Source organism: Fructilactobacillus sp. YLN 2507, from assembly GCF_059614085.1.
In genome coordinates, this window is record NZ_CM184303.1 from 660,494 (window position 1) to 677,886 (window position 17,393).

17 protein-coding genes are annotated in these 17,393 nt (G+C 32.4%); 13 read left to right on the top strand and 4 right to left on the bottom strand.

The window, feature by feature from the left end; all coding sequences use genetic code 11:
• The first annotated feature begins 82 nt into the window (after positions 1-82).
• From topA to AC0GLY_RS03495, 3 genes are all read left to right on the top strand, one after another.
• Positions 83-2,200: a type I DNA topoisomerase gene (topA, locus tag AC0GLY_RS03485; protein WP_496612139.1), complete on the top strand. Its 2,118-nt coding sequence runs from the start codon at positions 83-85 to the stop codon at positions 2,198-2,200.
• A gap of 54 nt (positions 2,201-2,254) precedes the next feature.
• On the top strand, positions 2,255-3,187 hold the full coding sequence (gene xerC, locus AC0GLY_RS03490) for a tyrosine recombinase XerC (protein WP_496612140.1): 933 nt from the start codon (positions 2,255-2,257) through the stop codon (positions 3,185-3,187).
• An 89-nt stretch (positions 3,188-3,276) separates the two neighbouring features.
• Positions 3,277-4,161: an aldose 1-epimerase family protein gene (locus AC0GLY_RS03495; protein WP_496612141.1), complete on the top strand. Its 885-nt coding sequence runs from the start codon at positions 3,277-3,279 to the stop codon at positions 4,159-4,161.
• 32 nt (positions 4,162-4,193) lie between these two features.
• Here AC0GLY_RS03495 and plsY read toward each other — a convergent pair whose 3' ends face one another.
• Positions 4,194-4,823, bottom strand: a complete 630-nt coding sequence (gene plsY, locus AC0GLY_RS03500; RefSeq protein WP_496612142.1) for a glycerol-3-phosphate 1-O-acyltransferase PlsY — start codon at positions 4,821-4,823, stop codon at positions 4,194-4,196.
• A gap of 155 nt (positions 4,824-4,978) precedes the next feature.
• On the opposite strand from plsY, the gene parE reads away from it, so the two are divergent.
• The 8 genes from parE (at position 4,979) to AC0GLY_RS03540 (ending at position 13,649) form a co-directional block, all read left to right on the top strand.
• The gene (gene parE / locus AC0GLY_RS03505; protein WP_496612143.1) at positions 4,979-6,937 is read left to right on the top strand and encodes a DNA topoisomerase IV subunit B; all 1,959 of its coding nucleotides are present in this window, start codon (positions 4,979-4,981) and stop codon (positions 6,935-6,937) included.
• A gap of 64 nt (positions 6,938-7,001) precedes the next feature.
• Positions 7,002-9,419, top strand: coding sequence for a DNA topoisomerase IV subunit A (parC, locus tag AC0GLY_RS03510; protein ID WP_496612243.1), 2,418 nt, complete (start codon positions 7,002-7,004; stop codon positions 9,417-9,419).
• Positions 9,420-9,471: 52 nt separating this feature from the next.
• Positions 9,472-10,413: a manganese-dependent inorganic pyrophosphatase gene (locus AC0GLY_RS03515; protein WP_496612144.1), complete on the top strand. Its 942-nt coding sequence runs from the start codon at positions 9,472-9,474 to the stop codon at positions 10,411-10,413.
• Between the two features lie 142 nt (positions 10,414-10,555).
• The gene (gene msrB / locus AC0GLY_RS03520; protein ID WP_496612145.1) at positions 10,556-10,993 is read left to right on the top strand and encodes a peptide-methionine (R)-S-oxide reductase MsrB; all 438 of its coding nucleotides are present in this window, start codon (positions 10,556-10,558) and stop codon (positions 10,991-10,993) included.
• Positions 10,994-11,005: 12 nt separating this feature from the next.
• Complete coding sequence (msrA, locus tag AC0GLY_RS03525; protein WP_496612146.1) at positions 11,006-11,536, top strand: peptide-methionine (S)-S-oxide reductase MsrA; 531 nt, start codon at positions 11,006-11,008, stop codon at positions 11,534-11,536.
• Between the two features lie 194 nt (positions 11,537-11,730).
• Positions 11,731-12,618, top strand: a complete 888-nt coding sequence (locus AC0GLY_RS03530; RefSeq protein WP_496612147.1) for an XRE family transcriptional regulator — start codon at positions 11,731-11,733, stop codon at positions 12,616-12,618.
• Positions 12,618-13,343: a hypothetical protein gene (locus AC0GLY_RS03535; protein ID WP_496612148.1), complete on the top strand. Its 726-nt coding sequence runs from the start codon at positions 12,618-12,620 to the stop codon at positions 13,341-13,343. The genes AC0GLY_RS03530 and AC0GLY_RS03535 overlap by 1 nt, the downstream gene beginning before the upstream one ends.
• A 12-nt stretch (positions 13,344-13,355) precedes the next feature.
• Positions 13,356-13,649: a hypothetical protein gene (locus AC0GLY_RS03540; RefSeq protein ID WP_496612149.1), complete on the top strand. Its 294-nt coding sequence runs from the start codon at positions 13,356-13,358 to the stop codon at positions 13,647-13,649.
• 47 nt (positions 13,650-13,696) lie between these two features.
• Here AC0GLY_RS03540 and AC0GLY_RS03545 read toward each other — a convergent pair whose 3' ends face one another.
• Positions 13,697-14,323: a pyridoxamine 5'-phosphate oxidase family protein gene (locus AC0GLY_RS03545; RefSeq protein WP_496612150.1), complete on the bottom strand. Its 627-nt coding sequence runs from the start codon at positions 14,321-14,323 to the stop codon at positions 13,697-13,699.
• 107 nt (positions 14,324-14,430) lie between these two features.
• On the opposite strand from AC0GLY_RS03545, the gene AC0GLY_RS03550 reads away from it, so the two are divergent.
• Positions 14,431-15,381 (top strand): Dyp-type peroxidase, encoded by a 951-nt coding sequence (locus tag AC0GLY_RS03550; RefSeq protein ID WP_496612151.1) that lies wholly within the window; start codon positions 14,431-14,433, stop codon positions 15,379-15,381.
• Here the strand turns inward: AC0GLY_RS03550 and AC0GLY_RS03555 are convergent, their stop codons facing one another.
• Both AC0GLY_RS03555 and AC0GLY_RS03560 read right to left on the bottom strand, forming a co-directional pair.
• Complete coding sequence (locus tag AC0GLY_RS03555; RefSeq protein ID WP_496612152.1) at positions 15,382-15,972, bottom strand: cadmium resistance transporter; 591 nt, start codon at positions 15,970-15,972, stop codon at positions 15,382-15,384.
• 26 nt (positions 15,973-15,998) lie between these two features.
• On the bottom strand, positions 15,999-16,529 hold the full coding sequence (locus AC0GLY_RS03560) for a hypothetical protein (RefSeq protein ID WP_496612153.1): 531 nt from the start codon (positions 16,527-16,529) through the stop codon (positions 15,999-16,001).
• 279 nt (positions 16,530-16,808) lie between these two features.
• Here AC0GLY_RS03560 and AC0GLY_RS03565 point away from each other — a divergent pair, with 279 nt between their 5' ends.
• Positions 16,809-17,273: a DUF2975 domain-containing protein gene (locus tag AC0GLY_RS03565; protein WP_496612154.1), complete on the top strand. Its 465-nt coding sequence runs from the start codon at positions 16,809-16,811 to the stop codon at positions 17,271-17,273.
• Positions 17,274-17,393 lie beyond the last annotated feature (120 nt).

A 17,393-nucleotide genomic window follows, 5' to 3' on the forward strand; every position in this document is an offset into this window, starting at 1 on the left:
AACTGCAATATGATGATTTAGAAATTCAAATCAAAAAAATGAATTATATAATTGTAGAAAAAATAAATGAGGGATAGATTTAATGGCCACTAGTACGACTAGTAAAAAGAAAACAACTAAAAGAAAAAAGCGTGCCACCAATAAAAAATTAGTGATTGTAGAATCACCTGCAAAAGCCAAAACTATTAGTAAGTACTTAGGAAGAACCTATACAGTAGTAGCAAGTAAGGGACACATTCGTGATTTACCTAAGAGTCGAATGGGAATTGACATTCCAGATGATTTTAAACCAGACTATATTTCAATTCGTGGTAAAGGCGATACAATTAAAATGTTAAAGTCAGAAGCAAAAAAAGCTAAAGAAGTTTTTCTGGCTTCTGATCCTGATCGTGAAGGTGAAGCAATTGCTTGGCATGTTGCTCATGTGCTTAATTTGGACATTGAGGATAAAAATCGAGTAACCTTTAACGAAATTACCAAAGAAACGGTTAAAGATGCTTTTAAACATCCGCGTACAATTGATATGAATTTAGTTGATGCTCAACAAGCTCGGAGAATTATTGACCGATTAGTAGGTTATTCCATTTCTCCAATTCTCTGGAAAAAAGTTAAAAAAGGTCTTAGTGCTGGGCGAGTCCAATCTGTTGCATTATGGATTATTATTCAACGGGAACGAGACATTCAGGCATTTAATCCAGAAGAATATTGGTCAATTGATTCAATTTTTAAAAAAGGTCGTTCAAAGTTTAAAGCTTCTTTTTACGGAGTAGATGGTAAAAAATCTGAGTTAGGCAATAATGATGATGTTCAAGCAGTTTTAAGAAAACTGGATTCTAAAGCTGATTTTGAGATTACAGATGTTAAAAAACGTGAGAAGAAAAGACAACCTCCTCGTCCTTTTACCACTAGTACTTTGCAACAAGATGCTAATAAAAAACTGCATTTTAAAACTGGGCGGACGATGATGGCCGCCCAACAATTGTATGAAGGAATCAATATTGGAAAAGAAGGTAGTCAAGGATTGATTACCTATATGAGAACTGACTCTACTAGAATATCTGCTGGGGCAAAATTAGAAGCAGCTCAATTTATTCATGATGAATATGGGGCTGAGTATGCAATGAATCATCCTCGAAAATTAAAGCTCCCTGAAGGAGCTCAAGATGCTCATGAAGCAGTTCGTCCTACATCAGCTATGCGAACTCCAAAGAGTATTGAAAAGTACCTTACTAAGGACCAACTTAAGATTTATAGTTTAATTTGGTCACGGTTTGTTGCTAGTCAAATGACTCCAGCAGTAGTCGATACGGAAACAGTTAAAGTCGTTCAAAATGGGATAGAATATCGTGCAAATGGGTCCAAACTTAAATTTGAAGGTTATTTAAAAGCTTATTCAGCTGGAAAAGAAAAAGATAACATTTTGCCAGATCTTAAAATTGGAGATCATGTTACTTTAGATAGTAATGTTCCCAGTCAACATTTTACTCAACCGCCAGCACGTTATACCGAAGCAACTTTAATTAAATCATTAGAAGAAAATGGAGTTGGTCGTCCGTCTACGTATGCTCCTACGTTAATGACAATTCAAAAACGGTATTATGTTAAACTTGATGCTCGGCGTTTTGTACCAACTGAATTAGGTGAAATTGTTAATAAGTTAATTGAAGAGTATTTTCCAGAAATTGTAAACGTTGATTTTACTGCTGATATTGAAGGTAAACTTGATGATATTGAAGCAGCAAAACTTAAGTGGGTTCAATTGGTTAGTCAATTCTATCAACCCTTTTCTAAGGAAGTTAACTATGCAGAAAAGGAAATGGAAGATGTTCAAATTAAAGAACCCTTGGCCGGATTTAATTGTGAGATTTGTGGGGCACCAATGGTAGTGAAAATGGGTAAATATGGTAAATTTTTTGCCTGTTCCCGCTTTCCTGATTGCCGAAATACGCAAACTATTGTTAAAGAAATTGGAGTAACTTGTCCTAAGTGTCATGAAGGTCAGGTTATCGAACGAAAAACAAAGAAAAATCGTTTATTCTATGGTTGTTCTCGTTATCCTGATTGTGATTTTGTGACATGGGATAAGCCAATTGGTCGTGACTGTCCAAAATGTGGTCACTTCTTAGTAAATAAAAAAGTTCGTGGTGGATGGCAGGTTGTTTGTCCTGAAGGCGATTATGAAGAAAATGTAATTAAATAATAAAAAGAGACGGTTCTGTTAGAACGGTCTCTTTTATTCAGAAGGTGATATTGGATGAATCAAAATAATCAAAGCTTAATTGAGCTCTTTACTAAATATATTGTTAATGAACGACAATATTCTGATAAAACTGCTAGAGCTTATCATGATGACTTAATTCAATTTACAGAATTTTTAGCTGAATCAGGAAGCGAAAAAAATTTCAGCGAAATTGACAGCTTTGATGTTGAAATTTATTTAAGTCATTTACATGATTTAGGCGACATTAATAATACAATTGCACGTAAAATGTCATCTTTACGGTCTTTTTATAATTTTTTGGTTAATAATCAAATTGTAGAAGATAATCCCTTTGTCTATGTAAACATCAAAAAACACACTAACCACTTGCCCCGTTTCTTTTATAATAAAGAATTAGATAAGTTATTTGAAACAGCTAAAACCGCCAAAAATCCACTATTAGCATATCGTAATACGGCTTTACTAGAGGTTTTATATGGAACCGGAATTCGAGTTAGCGAGTGTGCAAATTTAATGATTGATGATGTAGATTTAACTAATAACATGATGCTGGTGTTAGGAAAAGGAAATAAGGAACGCTACATTCCCTTTGGAAAATATGCAAATCGAGCTATTAATGAATACATGCTTAAAAGTCGGGATATTTTGATGAAAAAATTTAATAAGCAACATCCGTATCTGTTTGTTGATCAGCATGGTTCTCATATTACTAGTCGTGGAATAGAATATGTGCTAAATCAAATTATGAAAAAAAGTGGCTTAAACTCTAGTATCCACCCACATATGTTAAGACATACGTTTGCAACTCAGATGCTCAATAATGGGGCCGATTTAAGAACTGTCCAAGAGTTATTAGGACATGCTAATTTATCAACCACCCAAATTTATACCCACGTTACAAAAGAAAAACTACTAAAAAATTATCAACATTTTTTTAAACGAAATGATGATGAAAATCCTGATTAAGATATTTTTAAATTTTTGTTTTTTTCTATGCAAAGTCAAGTATTCATGGCAAAATAGAATGATAAAGAATTACTTGCGGGGAGAATAGGATGATTGTATCATTACAAAACGAAAATTTAACAGTTAAAATTAATCAGATTGGGGCTGAATTGATTTCAGTTCAAAATTCTCACGGTCTTGAATATATTTGGAATGCTAATCCAAACTATTGGAAGCGGCATGCTCCAATCTTATTTCCCATGGTGGGGCGGTTAAAAAACGACAAGTATGATTATGACGGTAAAATTTATACAATGTACCAACATGGCTTTGCACGTGACAGTGAATTTGAAATGATTGAATCAAATGAAACTGAAGTGGTCTTTTTATTAAAAGCTACTTCAAAAACAATGAAAGTCTATCCTTTTAATTTTGAATTATTTGTAACTTATACTTTAGTTGATAAGACGCTTGAAGTTAGCATGTTAGTGGTAAATCAAGATCAACATTCTATGTATTTTTCAATTGGAGCTCATCCTGGTTTTAGGGTGCCACTTAATCCAACTAACGAAACATATGATGATTACGAAGTTTCAATTGATCCAAAAGAATCATATCCATTAATTAGCTTGAATAAGAATGGGTTGACAACTACTAACCAAACTAACTTTAATCCCAAAGGTAATCCAATTGCAATCAGTCATGAGTTGTTCAAAGATGATGCACAAATTTTCGATGTTCAGTCTAATCCCAAGACAACTTTTACCATTAAGTCAAAAAAATCACAGCATGGAGCAGCAGTGACAGCTTATAACAACCAATATTTTGGCATTTGGTCAACTTATCCTGTTCAATCTGATTTTGTTTGTATTGAACCTTGGTGGGGGATTGCTGATTCAGAAAATAGTACAGGATTTATTCGAAATAAAAATGATATTAGTCGATTAAGATGTGGTGAAGATTTTATGGCCAAGTTTAGTATCACATTTTTCTAAAATAAAAAGACTTTCACAAGAAAGTCTTTTTATTATTTGATTGTTTTTTTGATATATTTTAAATACCAGTAATATAATCCAAATGGAACTAAATTTTCTTCTCCATGAATAATTTTTATGACATTTTTACGATGGCGATATATTGTAAAGCAGGTTAAACAAAGTGCAATGAAAGTTAGTGCCATATCATGAGTAAAGAATGAAACAAAAATAATCATGATAAAGCTAATGATACTACCTAGACTTACCATGCTTGTAATTGCAATACAAGATCCTAAAACAAGTGCAGCAATTAAGAAGAAACTAGGATTATAAGCTAATAGCATTCCAGCACTAGTTGCCACGGCTTTTCCTCCTTTAAAATGATCAAAGATGGAATAAGTGTGGCCTAATACGGCAGCTACTCCAAAGATTAATGGGTACCACGAACCAATTCCACAGACCATCGGTAACCAGGTTGCTAAAAATCCCTTACCAATATCCATAAATAAGACGATTGTTCCAGCAATTGGACCTAAAACGCGATAAGTGTTGGTAGTGCCAATATTTTTAGAACCATGTCTTCTAATATCAACATTAAAAAAGACTTTTCCAATCCAAACTCCACTTGGAATTGACCCTAATAAGTATGCAATCAATAAAAGAACAATTATTTTAATCATTTTTCCTCCAAAGATTTAAAGTGAACAAACACAATTTTAGCATTTTTTATCAAAATAAGACAGATTACAAAATAAAAAGCAGCAGTAATTCCTTTATTTGCAATACATGCTAAATAAGTTATTATAAAATACAGACGAAAAGGAGTTTTCTGCATATGACTAAATTAAGTAATTCAGATAATTATGATGCTTCTTCAATTCAAGTACTTCATGGACTAGAAGCAGTTCGTAAACGCCCTGGGATGTACATTGGTTCAACAGATGGTAAAGGATTACATCATCTTGTTTATGAAATTGTAGATAATGCTGTTGATGAAGCAATCGCAGGTTACGGAAAAGAGATAAATGTAACAATTCACAAGGATGATAGTATTACCGTAGTTGATCATGGTCGTGGGATGCCAGTTGGAATGCATGCCTCTGGCAAACCAACTCCAGAGGTTATTTTAACGGTTTTGCATGCTGGTGGTAAGTTTGGCCAAGGAGGTTATAAAACTTCTGGAGGATTGCACGGAGTTGGTTCTAGTGTCGTTAATGCGTTATCTAGTCATTTAACTGTTGAAATTGTACGTGATCATCAAAAATATCAAGAAGATTTTGAAAATGGTGGACATCCAGTTGGCACTTTACGTAATCTAGGAAAGACAAAAGATGGTAATGGAACTACTATTACCTTTAAGCCAGATCCAGAAATGTTTACTACGATTACGTATAATTTTGATACTTTAGCAACTCGTTTACGTGAATCTGCTTTCTTATTGAAGGGAGTTAAGATTACGCTGACTGACGAACGTGAGGGTCAAGAGCGCAAGGAAGTTTACTTATTCAATGAGGGAATTAAGGAATTTGTTGCTTACTTAAATGAAGGTAAAAGTACGCTTGGTGATGTGATGTACTTTGATGGCAGTAAAGGTGGAATTGAAGTTGAAGTAGCAGCTCAATACAATGATGGATACACTGAAACGATGCTTTCATTTGTTAACAATGTTCGAACCAAAGATGGTGGAACCCATGAAGCTGGCTTTAGAAGCGGATGGACAAAAGCCTTTAATGAATATGCCCGAAAAGTTGGTATCTTAAAAGAAAAAGATAAAAAATTAGAAGGAACTGACATTCGAGAAGGATTGACAGCAGTTGTTGCTTTACGAGTTCCAGAAGAAGGACTTCAGTTTGAAGGACAAACTAAAGAAAAATTAGGAACCCCTGAAGCACGTGCTATTGTAGATAGTGTTGTTGATGAACAACTTCTTTATTTTTTAATGGAAAATGGAGATCTAGCTAATACTTTGGTGCAAAAAGCTTTACGTGCACGTAAAGCTAGAGAGGCTGCAAAAAAAGCACGTGAAGAAAGTCGACACGGAAAAAAGAAAAAGAAACAAGAAAAACTTCTTTCAGGAAAGCTAACCCCTGCTCAATCAAAAGATGCTAGTAAAAATGAATTGTTCTTAGTCGAAGGAGATTCTGCTGGGGGCTCTGCTAAACAAGGAAGGGATCGAAAACATCAAGCCATTCTTCCCTTAAGAGGTAAAGTTCTTAATACTGAAAAAGCTAATGTGGCAGATATCATGAAAAATGAAGAGATTAGTACAATTATGTATACCGTTGGTGCCGGAATGGGAAATGACTTTGATTTAAAAGATGCAAATTATGATAAGATCATTATCATGACTGATGCTGATGATGATGGTGCTCACATCCAGATCTTATTATTAACGTTTTTCTATAAGTTCATGCGTCCAATGATTGAAGCAGGGAAGGTTTATGTTGCTTTACCACCTCTTTATAAATTACAAGAAGGAAAGGGTAAAAACACTAAGATTGAATATGCTTGGACCAATGAGGAATTAGAAGATCTTAGAAAAGATTTTCCTAAGGGAATGACCTTACAAAGATTTAAAGGTCTAGGAGAAATGAATGCTGATCAGTTATGGGAAACGACTATGGATCCAGAACACCGAACTTTGATTCGGGTTCAAATTGATGATGCAGCGGTTGCAGAACGTCAAGTTTCAACTTTAATGGGTAGTAAAGTTGAACCAAGACGTGATTGGATCGAAAATAACGTTCAATTTAACCTTGAAGATGAAGGTAGTATTTTAGATAATACAAAATAAAAAATAGGAGGTGAAGTGATTGGCAAAAGAAGCTGAAATTAAAAATTTGTCTTTGGCTTCAGTAATGGATGAACGATTTAGCCGTTATTCAAAAGCAATTATCCAAGAAAGGGCTTTACCAGATGTACGTGATGGTTTAAAACCAGTCCAACGGAGAATTCTTTATTCTATGAATAAAGACGGAAATACTTATGATAAAGGGTTTAGAAAAGCAGCAAAGTCAGTTGGTAATGTAATGGGTAACTTTCATCCGCATGGAGATAGTTCAATTTACGATGCCATGGTACGAATGAGTCAATCATGGAAACTAAGAGAACCACTAATTGATATGCATGGTAATAATGGATCAATGGATGGCGATCCTCCCGCAGCAATGCGTTATACGGAAGCTCGAATCAGTAAGATTGCTGGAGAAATGTTACGAGATATTGATAAAGGGACTGTTGATTGGGTATTAAACTTTGATGATACTGAAGAGGAACCAACTGTTTTACCAGCTCGGCTACCTAATTTATTAATTAATGGTGCAACTGGAATTTCAGCCGGTTATGCAACTGAGATCCCTCCCCATAATTTAGGGGAAGTAATTGATGCTTTGCTGTACTTACAAGAACACTCAGATGCCAGTCTTGCTGATTTAATGAAGTTTGTTCAAGGACCTGACTTTCCAACTGGGGGAATTGTTCAAGGTTTAGATGGGATTAAACAAGCCTACCGAGATGGTCATGGTAAAATTATGATTCGTTCACGGAGTGAAATTGAAAATCTTCGTGGTGGTAAGAAAATGGTTAAAGTTACGGAAATTCCTTATGAAGTCAACAAGTCCCAATTAGTTAAACAAATTGATGAAATTAGAATTAACAAAAAAGTTGACGGAATTGCTGAAGTTCGTGATGATTCAGATCGAACTGGGTTGATGATTTCAATTGAGTTAAAACGTGATGCTGAAGTAAAGGGAATTTTAAATTATTTATATAAAAATACTGATTTACAGGTCTCTTACAACTTTAATGTTGTAGCTATTAAGGATATGCGGCCACAGCGTCTTGGGTTAAAGAATATTTTAGCTACTTATCTTGATTATCAGCGAGAAGTAATTACGAAAAGAACTAAATTTGATTTAAATAAAGCACAAGAACGGCAACACATTGTTGAAGGATTAATTAAAGCACTTTCAATTCTTGACGAAGTTATTAGTACTATCAGAGCTAGTTCAAATCGAAAAGATGCACGTGATAATTTGATTAGTGAATATGATTTTACTGAGAAACAAGCGGATGCTATTGTTGCATTACAACTTTATCGGTTAACCAATACCGATGTGACAAAGCTGAAAAAAGAAAACGCTGATTTGGCTGCTAAAATTGCTGAATATCAAACTATTTTAGCTAATCCAGCGGAATTGGATCATGTTTTAGCAGAAGAATTACGGGAATTAAAAGCTGAATATCAAACCCCACGTCGTTCGACGATTGAAGCAGAAATTGAAAACATTAAAATTAATAAAAAAGTTGTAATTCCGGATGAACAAGTTATGGTCATGGTTTCTCGAGATGGTTATTTGAAACGGAGCAGTATCCGTTCCTATAAGGCTTCTGAACTAACTGATAATGGGTTAAAAAGTGAAGATCGCCCGGTCTTTATTAAGCAATTGAGTACTCGTGATTCTTTATTTATTTTTACTGATGCGGGTAATTTAATCTACCGTCCTGTTTTTGAAATTGATGATGTAAAGTGGAAAGATACTGGAGATCATATTTCACAGTTAAATGGAATTGACTCAAACGAAAAAGTAATCTCAACATTTGCTTTTCCTAATCTTAAAGAGCAAGGAAACTTTATCATTACCACAAAATCTGGACACATTAAGCAAACTGAATTTGAAAAATTATTACCAGGACGAACATATAAGAGTCGTGCCGCTGTTTATGAAAGATTAAAAGATGAATTAGATGCAGTGGTAGATGTTGAATATATTCCTAATGGCGATGCAAGTGATGTATTATTAATGACTAACCAGGGATTAGCACTTCGTTACAATCTTAATGAGGTATCAGTAAATGGCGCTCGGACAACCGGTGCAAAAGCAATTAATTTAGGTGATGATGATTTTGTGGTTAATTCACAATTAGTAAATGAAAACTCACAATTGGCTTTGGTATTTCAAAATGGTAATTTTAAAAAGTTAAAAGTTGCAGAGATACCAGTTACTAGTCGAGCACGTAAGGGAATTAAAGTTTTACGTGATTTAAAAACGAAAACTAATTTGCTTGCAAACTTTATTAAAATTAATCCCGATGATCAGATTTTAACCATTTTTACTGATCATTTAAGTGGACATGATGTAATTTTACAAGAACATGGTTTTTCAAAACGAGTTTCTAACGGAAATCCAGAAGTTAATGTTAAAATTGACGGGGTCCCGGTTTCAATTAATCATCAGGTAATGGTTACAAGTGATGATAATGCTAAATTGGTTTAAAATTATCTTTGTGGTAAAGTAGAGACATAAGAATTTAAAGGAGATTATTTACATGGCTAAAGAACTAGTTTTTGGACACAAAAATCCTGATACTGATGCGATTGCTGCTGCAATCGCGTTAGCATATTTAGAGAAGCAAGATGGTTACGATACGGAAGCAGTTGCCTTAGGTCCTGTTAATCCTGAAACCAAATTTGTCTTAGATTACTTTGGTGTTAAGACTCCAAGAATTGTGGAAAATGCAGAACCTGAAACCAACAAAGTAATGTTAGTTGACCACAATGAACCACAACAAAGTATTAATGATATTTCTAGTTTGACTGTGACTCATGTAGTAGATCATCATCGAATTAGTGATTTTAATACATCTAAGCCTCTATATTATCGCGCTGCACCTTATGGCTGTTGTTCAACTATTATTACCCAAATGTATTCAGAAGAAGGAATTGATATTCCTAAAGAAATTGCGGGTCTTATGATGTCAGCTATCATTTCTGATACATTATTACTTAAATCACCAACCACTACTGATGTTGATCGTGATGCTTTACAAGCTTTAGCTGATATTGCTGGAGTAGATAACATCGAAGATTATGGTGTTAAAATGCTTAAAGCTGGAACCAACGTTGATGCTAAATCAGATAAAGAATTAATTGATAGTGATGCTAAATCATTCACTTTAGGTGGTAAAAATGTTCGTATCGATCAAATTAACGTGGTTGATTTGGAAGATATTAACAAACGACTTGCTGATATTAAAGCTGCCATGGTTGATGAAGCTAAAGCAGAAAAATATGATTTATTCTTAGTTTTAGTTACAAATGTTTTAACTAGTAACTCAGAAATGATCGTAGTTGGTGAACCAAAAGCAATTGTTGAAACTGCCTTTGCTAATAAATTAAATGACGACGATGTCATGAATTTACCTGGAGTTGTTTCACGTAAGAAACAAGTTGTTCCCCCATTGACTGAACAATTAGAAACAAAAAAATAGTAATTAGCATTAAATTTAGCGGTTGAATTCTTCTAGGGTTCAACTGCTTTTTGTTAAAAGATTAAATAAATAAGTTAGATTGTTTGCAATCTATTATAATTAATTTATCATTAGGTTAATAGATAACAAGGAGGAATATCATATGAGTAAAATTAATCAAGATGAGCTTAAACAAAAATTAACCCCAGAAGAATATGCGGTCACCCAGGAAGCAGCGACCGAACCAGCCTTTACTGGTAAATACGATGACTTTTTTGAAAAGGGCTTATACGTTGATGTAGCTACCGGTGAACCATTATTTATTTCTGATGATAAGTATAATTCTGGCTGTGGTTGGCCAGCTTTCACTAAACCAGTTGATAAGAGTGCAGTTAAAAACAATACTGACACTTCTTATGGAATGATGAGAACAGAAGTGAGAAGTTCTGATGGAAATTCTCATTTAGGGCATGTTTTCCCTGATGGTCCTGCCGATAAAGGTGGTTTAAGATACTGTATTAATTCTGCTGCCTTGAAATTTATTCCATATGCTGATCTTGAAAAAGATGGTTATGGGGAATACAAAAAATTAATTAAATAAGAGGTTTTTTAAATGGGTAAAAAAACAGAAACTGCAATTTTTGCAGGAGGATGCTTCTGGTGTATGGTTAAACCATTTGACCAGATGCCAGGGATTGAAGCAGTCATATCTGGATATACCGGTGGACATGTGGCTAATCCAACTTATGAAGAAGTTTGCAGCGAAAAAACGGGACATACTGAAGCTGTTAAAATTACGTTTGACCCAGAAATCATTTCGTATCAACAATTAGTCGATATTTATTGGAGGCAAACTGATCCAACTGATGCAATGGGACAATTTCAAGATCGTGGCGACAGTTATCGTCCTGTAATTTTTGTAAATAGTCCAGAACAACGAAAAATTGCGGAAGCTTCTAAAAAAGCATTAGAAGACTCTGGAAAATTTGATGATCCCATTGTTACTAAAATTGAAGCTGCTAAACCATTTTATCCAGCCGAAGATTATCATCAAGATTTCTATAAAAAGAACCCACTTCGAGCTGAAATGGAAGAAATGGGTGGAAGAGAACAATTTAAACAAGGGATTTGGGAAAATAAATAAACATTAATTTAATAAATTAAGATCTATGATAAAATCATAGGTCTTTTTTGTTATTATTGTATAATGCAATTAATGTGCAACTGCTGGTTGCGGACTATGCAATCGTTTGATAACAGGGGCTTATAGATTTTTATAACGATTTAGGTATACTTAAATTCAGATATGCATATCTAATCAAAAATAGGAGATCTAAAATGCAAAATCAATTTAGACAACAAATTATTAAATTACGCCAAGCGCAAAACTTATCTCAAGAAATGTTAGCTAGAAAAATGTTTGTTTCGCGTCAATCAATTTCTAAATGGGAAAAAGGGGATTCCATTCCTGATTTAGATAAATTACTTTCTTTAGCACAAATTTTTAATGTTGATTTAAATGAACTAGTTACTGGTAATAAAAGTGAAAAAGAACAATTACTAAAGCTTTCAGAAGTTAAAATGAAATTTGATATCCCAGTATTACGCAAAATTAATTTACAAGTTCATGCTAATGAAAGAATTGCCTTCTTAGGCAGTAATGGGGCTGGAAAAACTACCTTGGTAAAAATCATTAGTGGTTCTTTAAAACCTACTTCAGGGATCGTTGAACGTAACTATAATCAAAATCTGGACTTTGGTTTTATGATGCAGGAAAATACTTTAATTGAAAGTTTTCGGGTATCAGAAATGATTGAGTTGACCATTTCATTAAATAAGTTAACTAATGTAAATGTTGATGGGGTTCTTAAAGAATTTGGACTCTTAGATAAGAAAAAACAATTTGTTTCAGCTTTATCTGGAGGACAAAAACGAAAATTGGATTTATTAATTAGTTCCATTAAACCATCGAAACTATTAATTTTAGATGAGCCAAAGGTTGGAATGGACTTAGAAACAATTGATTTTTTCTGGAATTACATGGATCAAATTAAAGGAACTGTCATTACAATTACGCATGATTTTAATCAAATTGACCATTATTTTGATCGAGTTATTCTTCTAAAAAATGGGAAAATTAGTTGTGATGAAAAGGTAGCAACCATTCATTCGCATAATCAAACGATTGATCAATGGTATCGTAAATATAATAGTGAGGTGGGATAATGAATATTTACTTAATGATTAAAAATACTTTTAGAAATAAACGGTTTATTTTCTTTACCATTTTAACTCCGGTTTTTTGGTACATAGCATTAGTAATGATGAGCAAAACTAGTGGTTTTTATGAAAATAAATATGCTTATATTTGGTTTACTGCTAGTTGTTTGATTGGAATTGCCGGAAATTCCTTAGTTTCATTTGCTAAATCAATTAATTCCATGAAAAATTTCTATGAATTGCAAATTGCAACCTCCAAATATACGATTTTAAAATGGTTGTATGATGAAATTATTGTCCAATTAGTTTTAAATACGGTCATTTGTTTAGTTATTTTAATCGTTACATTTTTGATCGGTCACGTTGAATTTAGTCTGAAATTTGTTTTACTAATTATAGGTTTAAACATTTTTGGTGGATATTTAAGCTTATTTGGCTTTACAGTGGGTCAATTTTTTAATTCAAAGGCTATTGATGCATCTAGTTTTCTGACTATGTTGGTAATTAGTTTTTTGATTGTTCCATTTTATACTTGGGTTAAGTCAGATTGGGCACCAATTCTAACTAATGTTCAAAAAGTATTTCCAGGATATTACGTTAATCAATTAACTCAGCGTCTATTTCTTGGTGGGGACTTACTTAAACCCGCTATTTATTTTAGCTTGTCAATAATATTAACCAGTGTTCCAGCAATTATTGCACTTTTATGGAAATTTAAAAGTAAAAGTTGAGGGATAATTTTAATGAATGATTTTAAAAAGATTCATGATTTTTTGAAAGATAATTATGGTAATGGCAATTTTCACGAACCAAATTATCATTATGAATATCAAAAGGATTACCGAAATGATGCTCAACATAGTGGTGACTTTGAATTAGGATACAAACAAGCTCAATCTTATTATTGTCATAGTCATCATCTTAAATGTTATCCAATTGGTTTAATTAAAGTGATTAATAAAGTTTTGAATGATCGGCTCACCGAAATTGTTGATTTTGTGATTGGTTACGATCAGGCAAAAAAAGATTTAAAATAAAAATAGATCATAACGGTTTAATTATATAAACTGTTATGATCTATTTTTTAAAAATTAATAGCTTCAGGACGATCTCTGAATGACTCAATGATTGCGGATTTAATGGTAATAATAATAATGGCTTTACCATGAAGATTTTCGTCTAATTGTTTTATCTGTGGAATTTCAGTTGCTAGTTTTGCAACTTGATCTGGGTTAGTGATTGCTTTAGCTGTTGCTTGATTAGAAGAAAAACGTAATCTAGTTTTCTGATCGAATAAACTAGCGATTGCAACTTGCGGATTTTGCTTAATATTATTAACTCTTTTAGTATTAGCAGAAGTTACGATATAAAGTATATTTTCATGTTCAGAACTTTGAGCATAGCTAATGATTGAATTGCTAATCAAACCTTTACCATCTTTAGTTGCTAAATAAATAAAGGAAGGTAATATATTTAGCACTTTACAAAACTTGCTTTCGTGAATATTAGCACCACTAGCCTTTTTACGAGTTGTCGTCTTTTTGATTGTAAGAAGGGTAAGTGGAATTACTAAAACCAGATATCCAATAATTACGCCTAAGATGATTAAACCTAAGTGATTAAAATTAAGTGGATAGCCAATTGTGATAATTGCAATTAAGAATGAGATTGTATATACGATAAATAATTCAATAAATCTTTTTAAATACATGTTTTCCTCCAATATGTAAAACATTTCACAACTATACATTATAACAAATATTTAGTGAAATATTTGTTATAATGTAAATGTAATAATATGAAAGGAAGATTATTTTTATGGTAGTTAAAATGGAACCAAATAAAGCTCAAGATGTTTGGAAAGATGTCGGAGAAAATGTTGATTTTGTTTCCTTAGAATTGAAACGTGATAATCAGGCAAAAGCTCAAGCTGGAATTCAGGAGTTTGCTGGTCGTTCTCAAGCAATTATTCGTTCGATGCGAATTAGAGAGCCTGAAGCAGATTTAAGAGTGGCAATCGGTTTTAGTAATAAAGCTTGGAATTATCTTTTTCCCCAAGCTAATAAACCTAAAGAGTTAGAAGATTTTACTGGAGTTACTGGACCAGAATATAGTATGCAAGCTACTGAAGGGGATATTTTCTTGCATATTCGCGCTAAAAATCAAGCGGTTGTATATGAAACAGTTACCCAATATCGGAAATTTTTAAAAGACTTTACTGATGTTTTGGACGAAGTAAAGGGTTTTAGATACCTTGAAGGCCGGGCAATTATTGGGTTCATTGATGGTACAGAAGCTCCACAAGTTGAGGATGCAGCACCATATGCAATTATTGGTGATGAGGATCCTGAGTTTGTGAACGGATCGTATCTTTTTACCCAAAAATGGATTCATAATATGGACTTTTGGAATAAAATGACAGTTGAACATCAAGATAAAGCAGTTGGTCGAGAAAAATTCTCTGATTTAGAATTAGATGATGATGATAAGTATGCTAATGCACATAATTTAGCATCTAATACTGGTGACGAAAATAAGATTGTTCGTATGAACGTACCATTTTCTGATCCAGCCAGTGATAAAACTGGAACTTATTTTATGGGATATTCTAGACATTGGAGCGTTACCAAAGACATGTTGCAACAGATGGTTGATATGAGTGATTTCTTATTGACATTTTCTACTATAAAGACCGGAACTCTATATTTTATTCCATCAAGACCAATGCTAGATTCCATTGCTGCAGGTGAATTAAACCCAAAAAGTTAATCACAAAAAGTGTTTAATAGTCCCATTTTGGGCTAATACAGAAATTCCAAGCATAATATAAATAACGGCTGATAAGTATTTGCCATACTTGTTTAAAATATGTTTTACTTTGTTATTGTCACCTATTTTAGTAGCAAGAACAAAGAAAACAACTGCCATTAAGAGCATTACAATAAATGCGGCAATTAATTCGATGTTGGTTTTTTTAATAAAAATTGGAATATATACAGCCACATTATCAGCACCACATGCGGTAATAGTAATAATTACGGTTTTTATTACTATTGTGTAGGTGGAATCATTACTAGTTTCGATATTGGAATTAGAATAATGTTTTTTTGGTAATAGTTCTTTTATTCCAAAAATAATAGGAAAAATTCCTAATAAGCCAATAACCCACATTTGCGGAACAGAGCCTAAGATTCTTGCTATAATCATAGGTAAGATTGTTAAAAAAGAAGTACCAATTAAATCACCAGCAAGAATTGGTTTGGTCTTCTTGTAAGTTCCAATTAATAGTACTAAGACCAGGATATAGTCAAGATTAGTTGAAACATAAGCTACAATCGAATTTATTATAATTTCTACCATTTTATATTCACCTTATTCTTAAAAAATTAAAACGAACGAATTGAAAGAAGTAATCCATAAATTAAGAAAAATATTCCTAAAATTATTTTAATTGTAATAATTGGTACAGATATGGTTATCATTATAATTAAAATGATTCCTGTTAATATTCCTAATACTCCAAATATTCTAGTAATTAGAAGATACCAATGTCTTATATTTGGGGTTAAAGCAATCATCTTTATTTCTATCAGTGAACTTATAATAATCCAGATAGCTATTATTAATAGTTCAATATTTAAACTGATTATATTGCTAAAAAACAACATAATACTTAATACTATTTCAATTGATCCCAATATAACCAAAATTTGGTTAGATACTTTAAAATAATGATTGGTTTCAATATAGATATAGTAACGGTAAATACCAGTTAATAAAACACCAATAGCAATAAATATAATTAATTCTGGATTTAAATTCATTTTGTTAAACAATATTAAAAATGATAAAAATAATAAATATAACCCAGTAGTTAAAGCGAATGAATCAAACGGTTTGTCTCTGTTAGTTAGCATAAGTCCCTCCAACTTATTATAAATAATTTAGTCAAATTATATTATACAACTTTAATTCTTTAATTAAAAATTATATTTTAAATAAATTTTAGTTATAACCGATGCAATTTAAAAAATTAAATAGTTACAAGTTTTGTTTGAAAAAATATTTAATATAAAATAGGGGATTTATTTTCGTTTGAAATTGAAAAAATAAAGTTACTGAAACATAAATTATTGTTTTTCGCCGAATTGTTTGCTAGAATACGGCTAATCTTACAGATAAAGGGAGACTATACTGTGAAAAAGAAAACACTTTTTTTGAGATTTATTTTATTTGGACTAGTAGGTTTTATTTTATTCTTAGTTTTATTACTTCTATTTGCCGTAACTAAAAATCTTAATCTAGGTTCCTCATTTTGGTTTTGGTTAGGCACTTTTTCTGCTTTTTGTTCTGCATTTATTTCATTACTAATCATTTTTTATTTGTTTAAGATATTAGCTGCAATTGATATGAACGTTTTTTTATCCGCAACGGGTGTAAAATTAGTTATAATAATTAGAAATCTCGCTTTCGGAGAATGTATTATACTGACTGGGTTAATGCCTATGATTTATCGTATAGTAGATTTAGAAGATGCTCCAGGACTCTTGATAATAGGAATTGGAATCTTTTTGTTGGTACCAGTGGGAATAGCAACATTCATTTCGATTTCTCAATCCTTACTTGAAAAAGCAGTTAAACTTAAATCAAGTAAGTTATAGTAATATGTAATTAAAAAAAGGATAACTAATCATTAGTTATCCTTTTTTTAAGTTAATCTGTAATACGAATTAAGATTATAGAGAACTATTTTCATTCGTATTACTACTTCGTATAATATA

Coding starts and splice junctions, on each gene's coding strand:
- topA (WP_496612139.1), top strand. CDS start 83: ATGGCCACTAGTACGACTAGTAAAAAGAAAACAACTAAAAGAAAAAAG.
- xerC (WP_496612140.1), top strand. CDS start 2,255: ATGAATCAAAATAATCAAAGCTTAATTGAGCTCTTTACTAAATATATT.
- AC0GLY_RS03495 (WP_496612141.1), top strand. CDS start 3,277: ATGATTGTATCATTACAAAACGAAAATTTAACAGTTAAAATTAATCAG.
- plsY (WP_496612142.1), bottom strand. CDS start 4,823: ATGATTAAAATAATTGTTCTTTTATTGATTGCATACTTATTAGGGTCA.
- parE (WP_496612143.1), top strand. CDS start 4,979: ATGACTAAATTAAGTAATTCAGATAATTATGATGCTTCTTCAATTCAA.
- parC (WP_496612243.1), top strand. CDS start 7,002: ATGGATGAACGATTTAGCCGTTATTCAAAAGCAATTATCCAAGAAAGG.
- AC0GLY_RS03515 (WP_496612144.1), top strand. CDS start 9,472: ATGGCTAAAGAACTAGTTTTTGGACACAAAAATCCTGATACTGATGCG.
- msrB (WP_496612145.1), top strand. CDS start 10,556: ATGAGTAAAATTAATCAAGATGAGCTTAAACAAAAATTAACCCCAGAA.
- msrA (WP_496612146.1), top strand. CDS start 11,006: ATGGGTAAAAAAACAGAAACTGCAATTTTTGCAGGAGGATGCTTCTGG.
- AC0GLY_RS03530 (WP_496612147.1), top strand. CDS start 11,731: ATGCAAAATCAATTTAGACAACAAATTATTAAATTACGCCAAGCGCAA.
- AC0GLY_RS03535 (WP_496612148.1), top strand. CDS start 12,618: ATGAATATTTACTTAATGATTAAAAATACTTTTAGAAATAAACGGTTT.
- AC0GLY_RS03540 (WP_496612149.1), top strand. CDS start 13,356: ATGAATGATTTTAAAAAGATTCATGATTTTTTGAAAGATAATTATGGT.
- AC0GLY_RS03545 (WP_496612150.1), bottom strand. CDS start 14,323: ATGTATTTAAAAAGATTTATTGAATTATTTATCGTATATACAATCTCA.
- AC0GLY_RS03550 (WP_496612151.1), top strand. CDS start 14,431: ATGGTAGTTAAAATGGAACCAAATAAAGCTCAAGATGTTTGGAAAGAT.
- AC0GLY_RS03555 (WP_496612152.1), bottom strand. CDS start 15,972: ATGGTAGAAATTATAATAAATTCGATTGTAGCTTATGTTTCAACTAAT.
- AC0GLY_RS03560 (WP_496612153.1), bottom strand. CDS start 16,529: ATGCTAACTAACAGAGACAAACCGTTTGATTCATTCGCTTTAACTACT.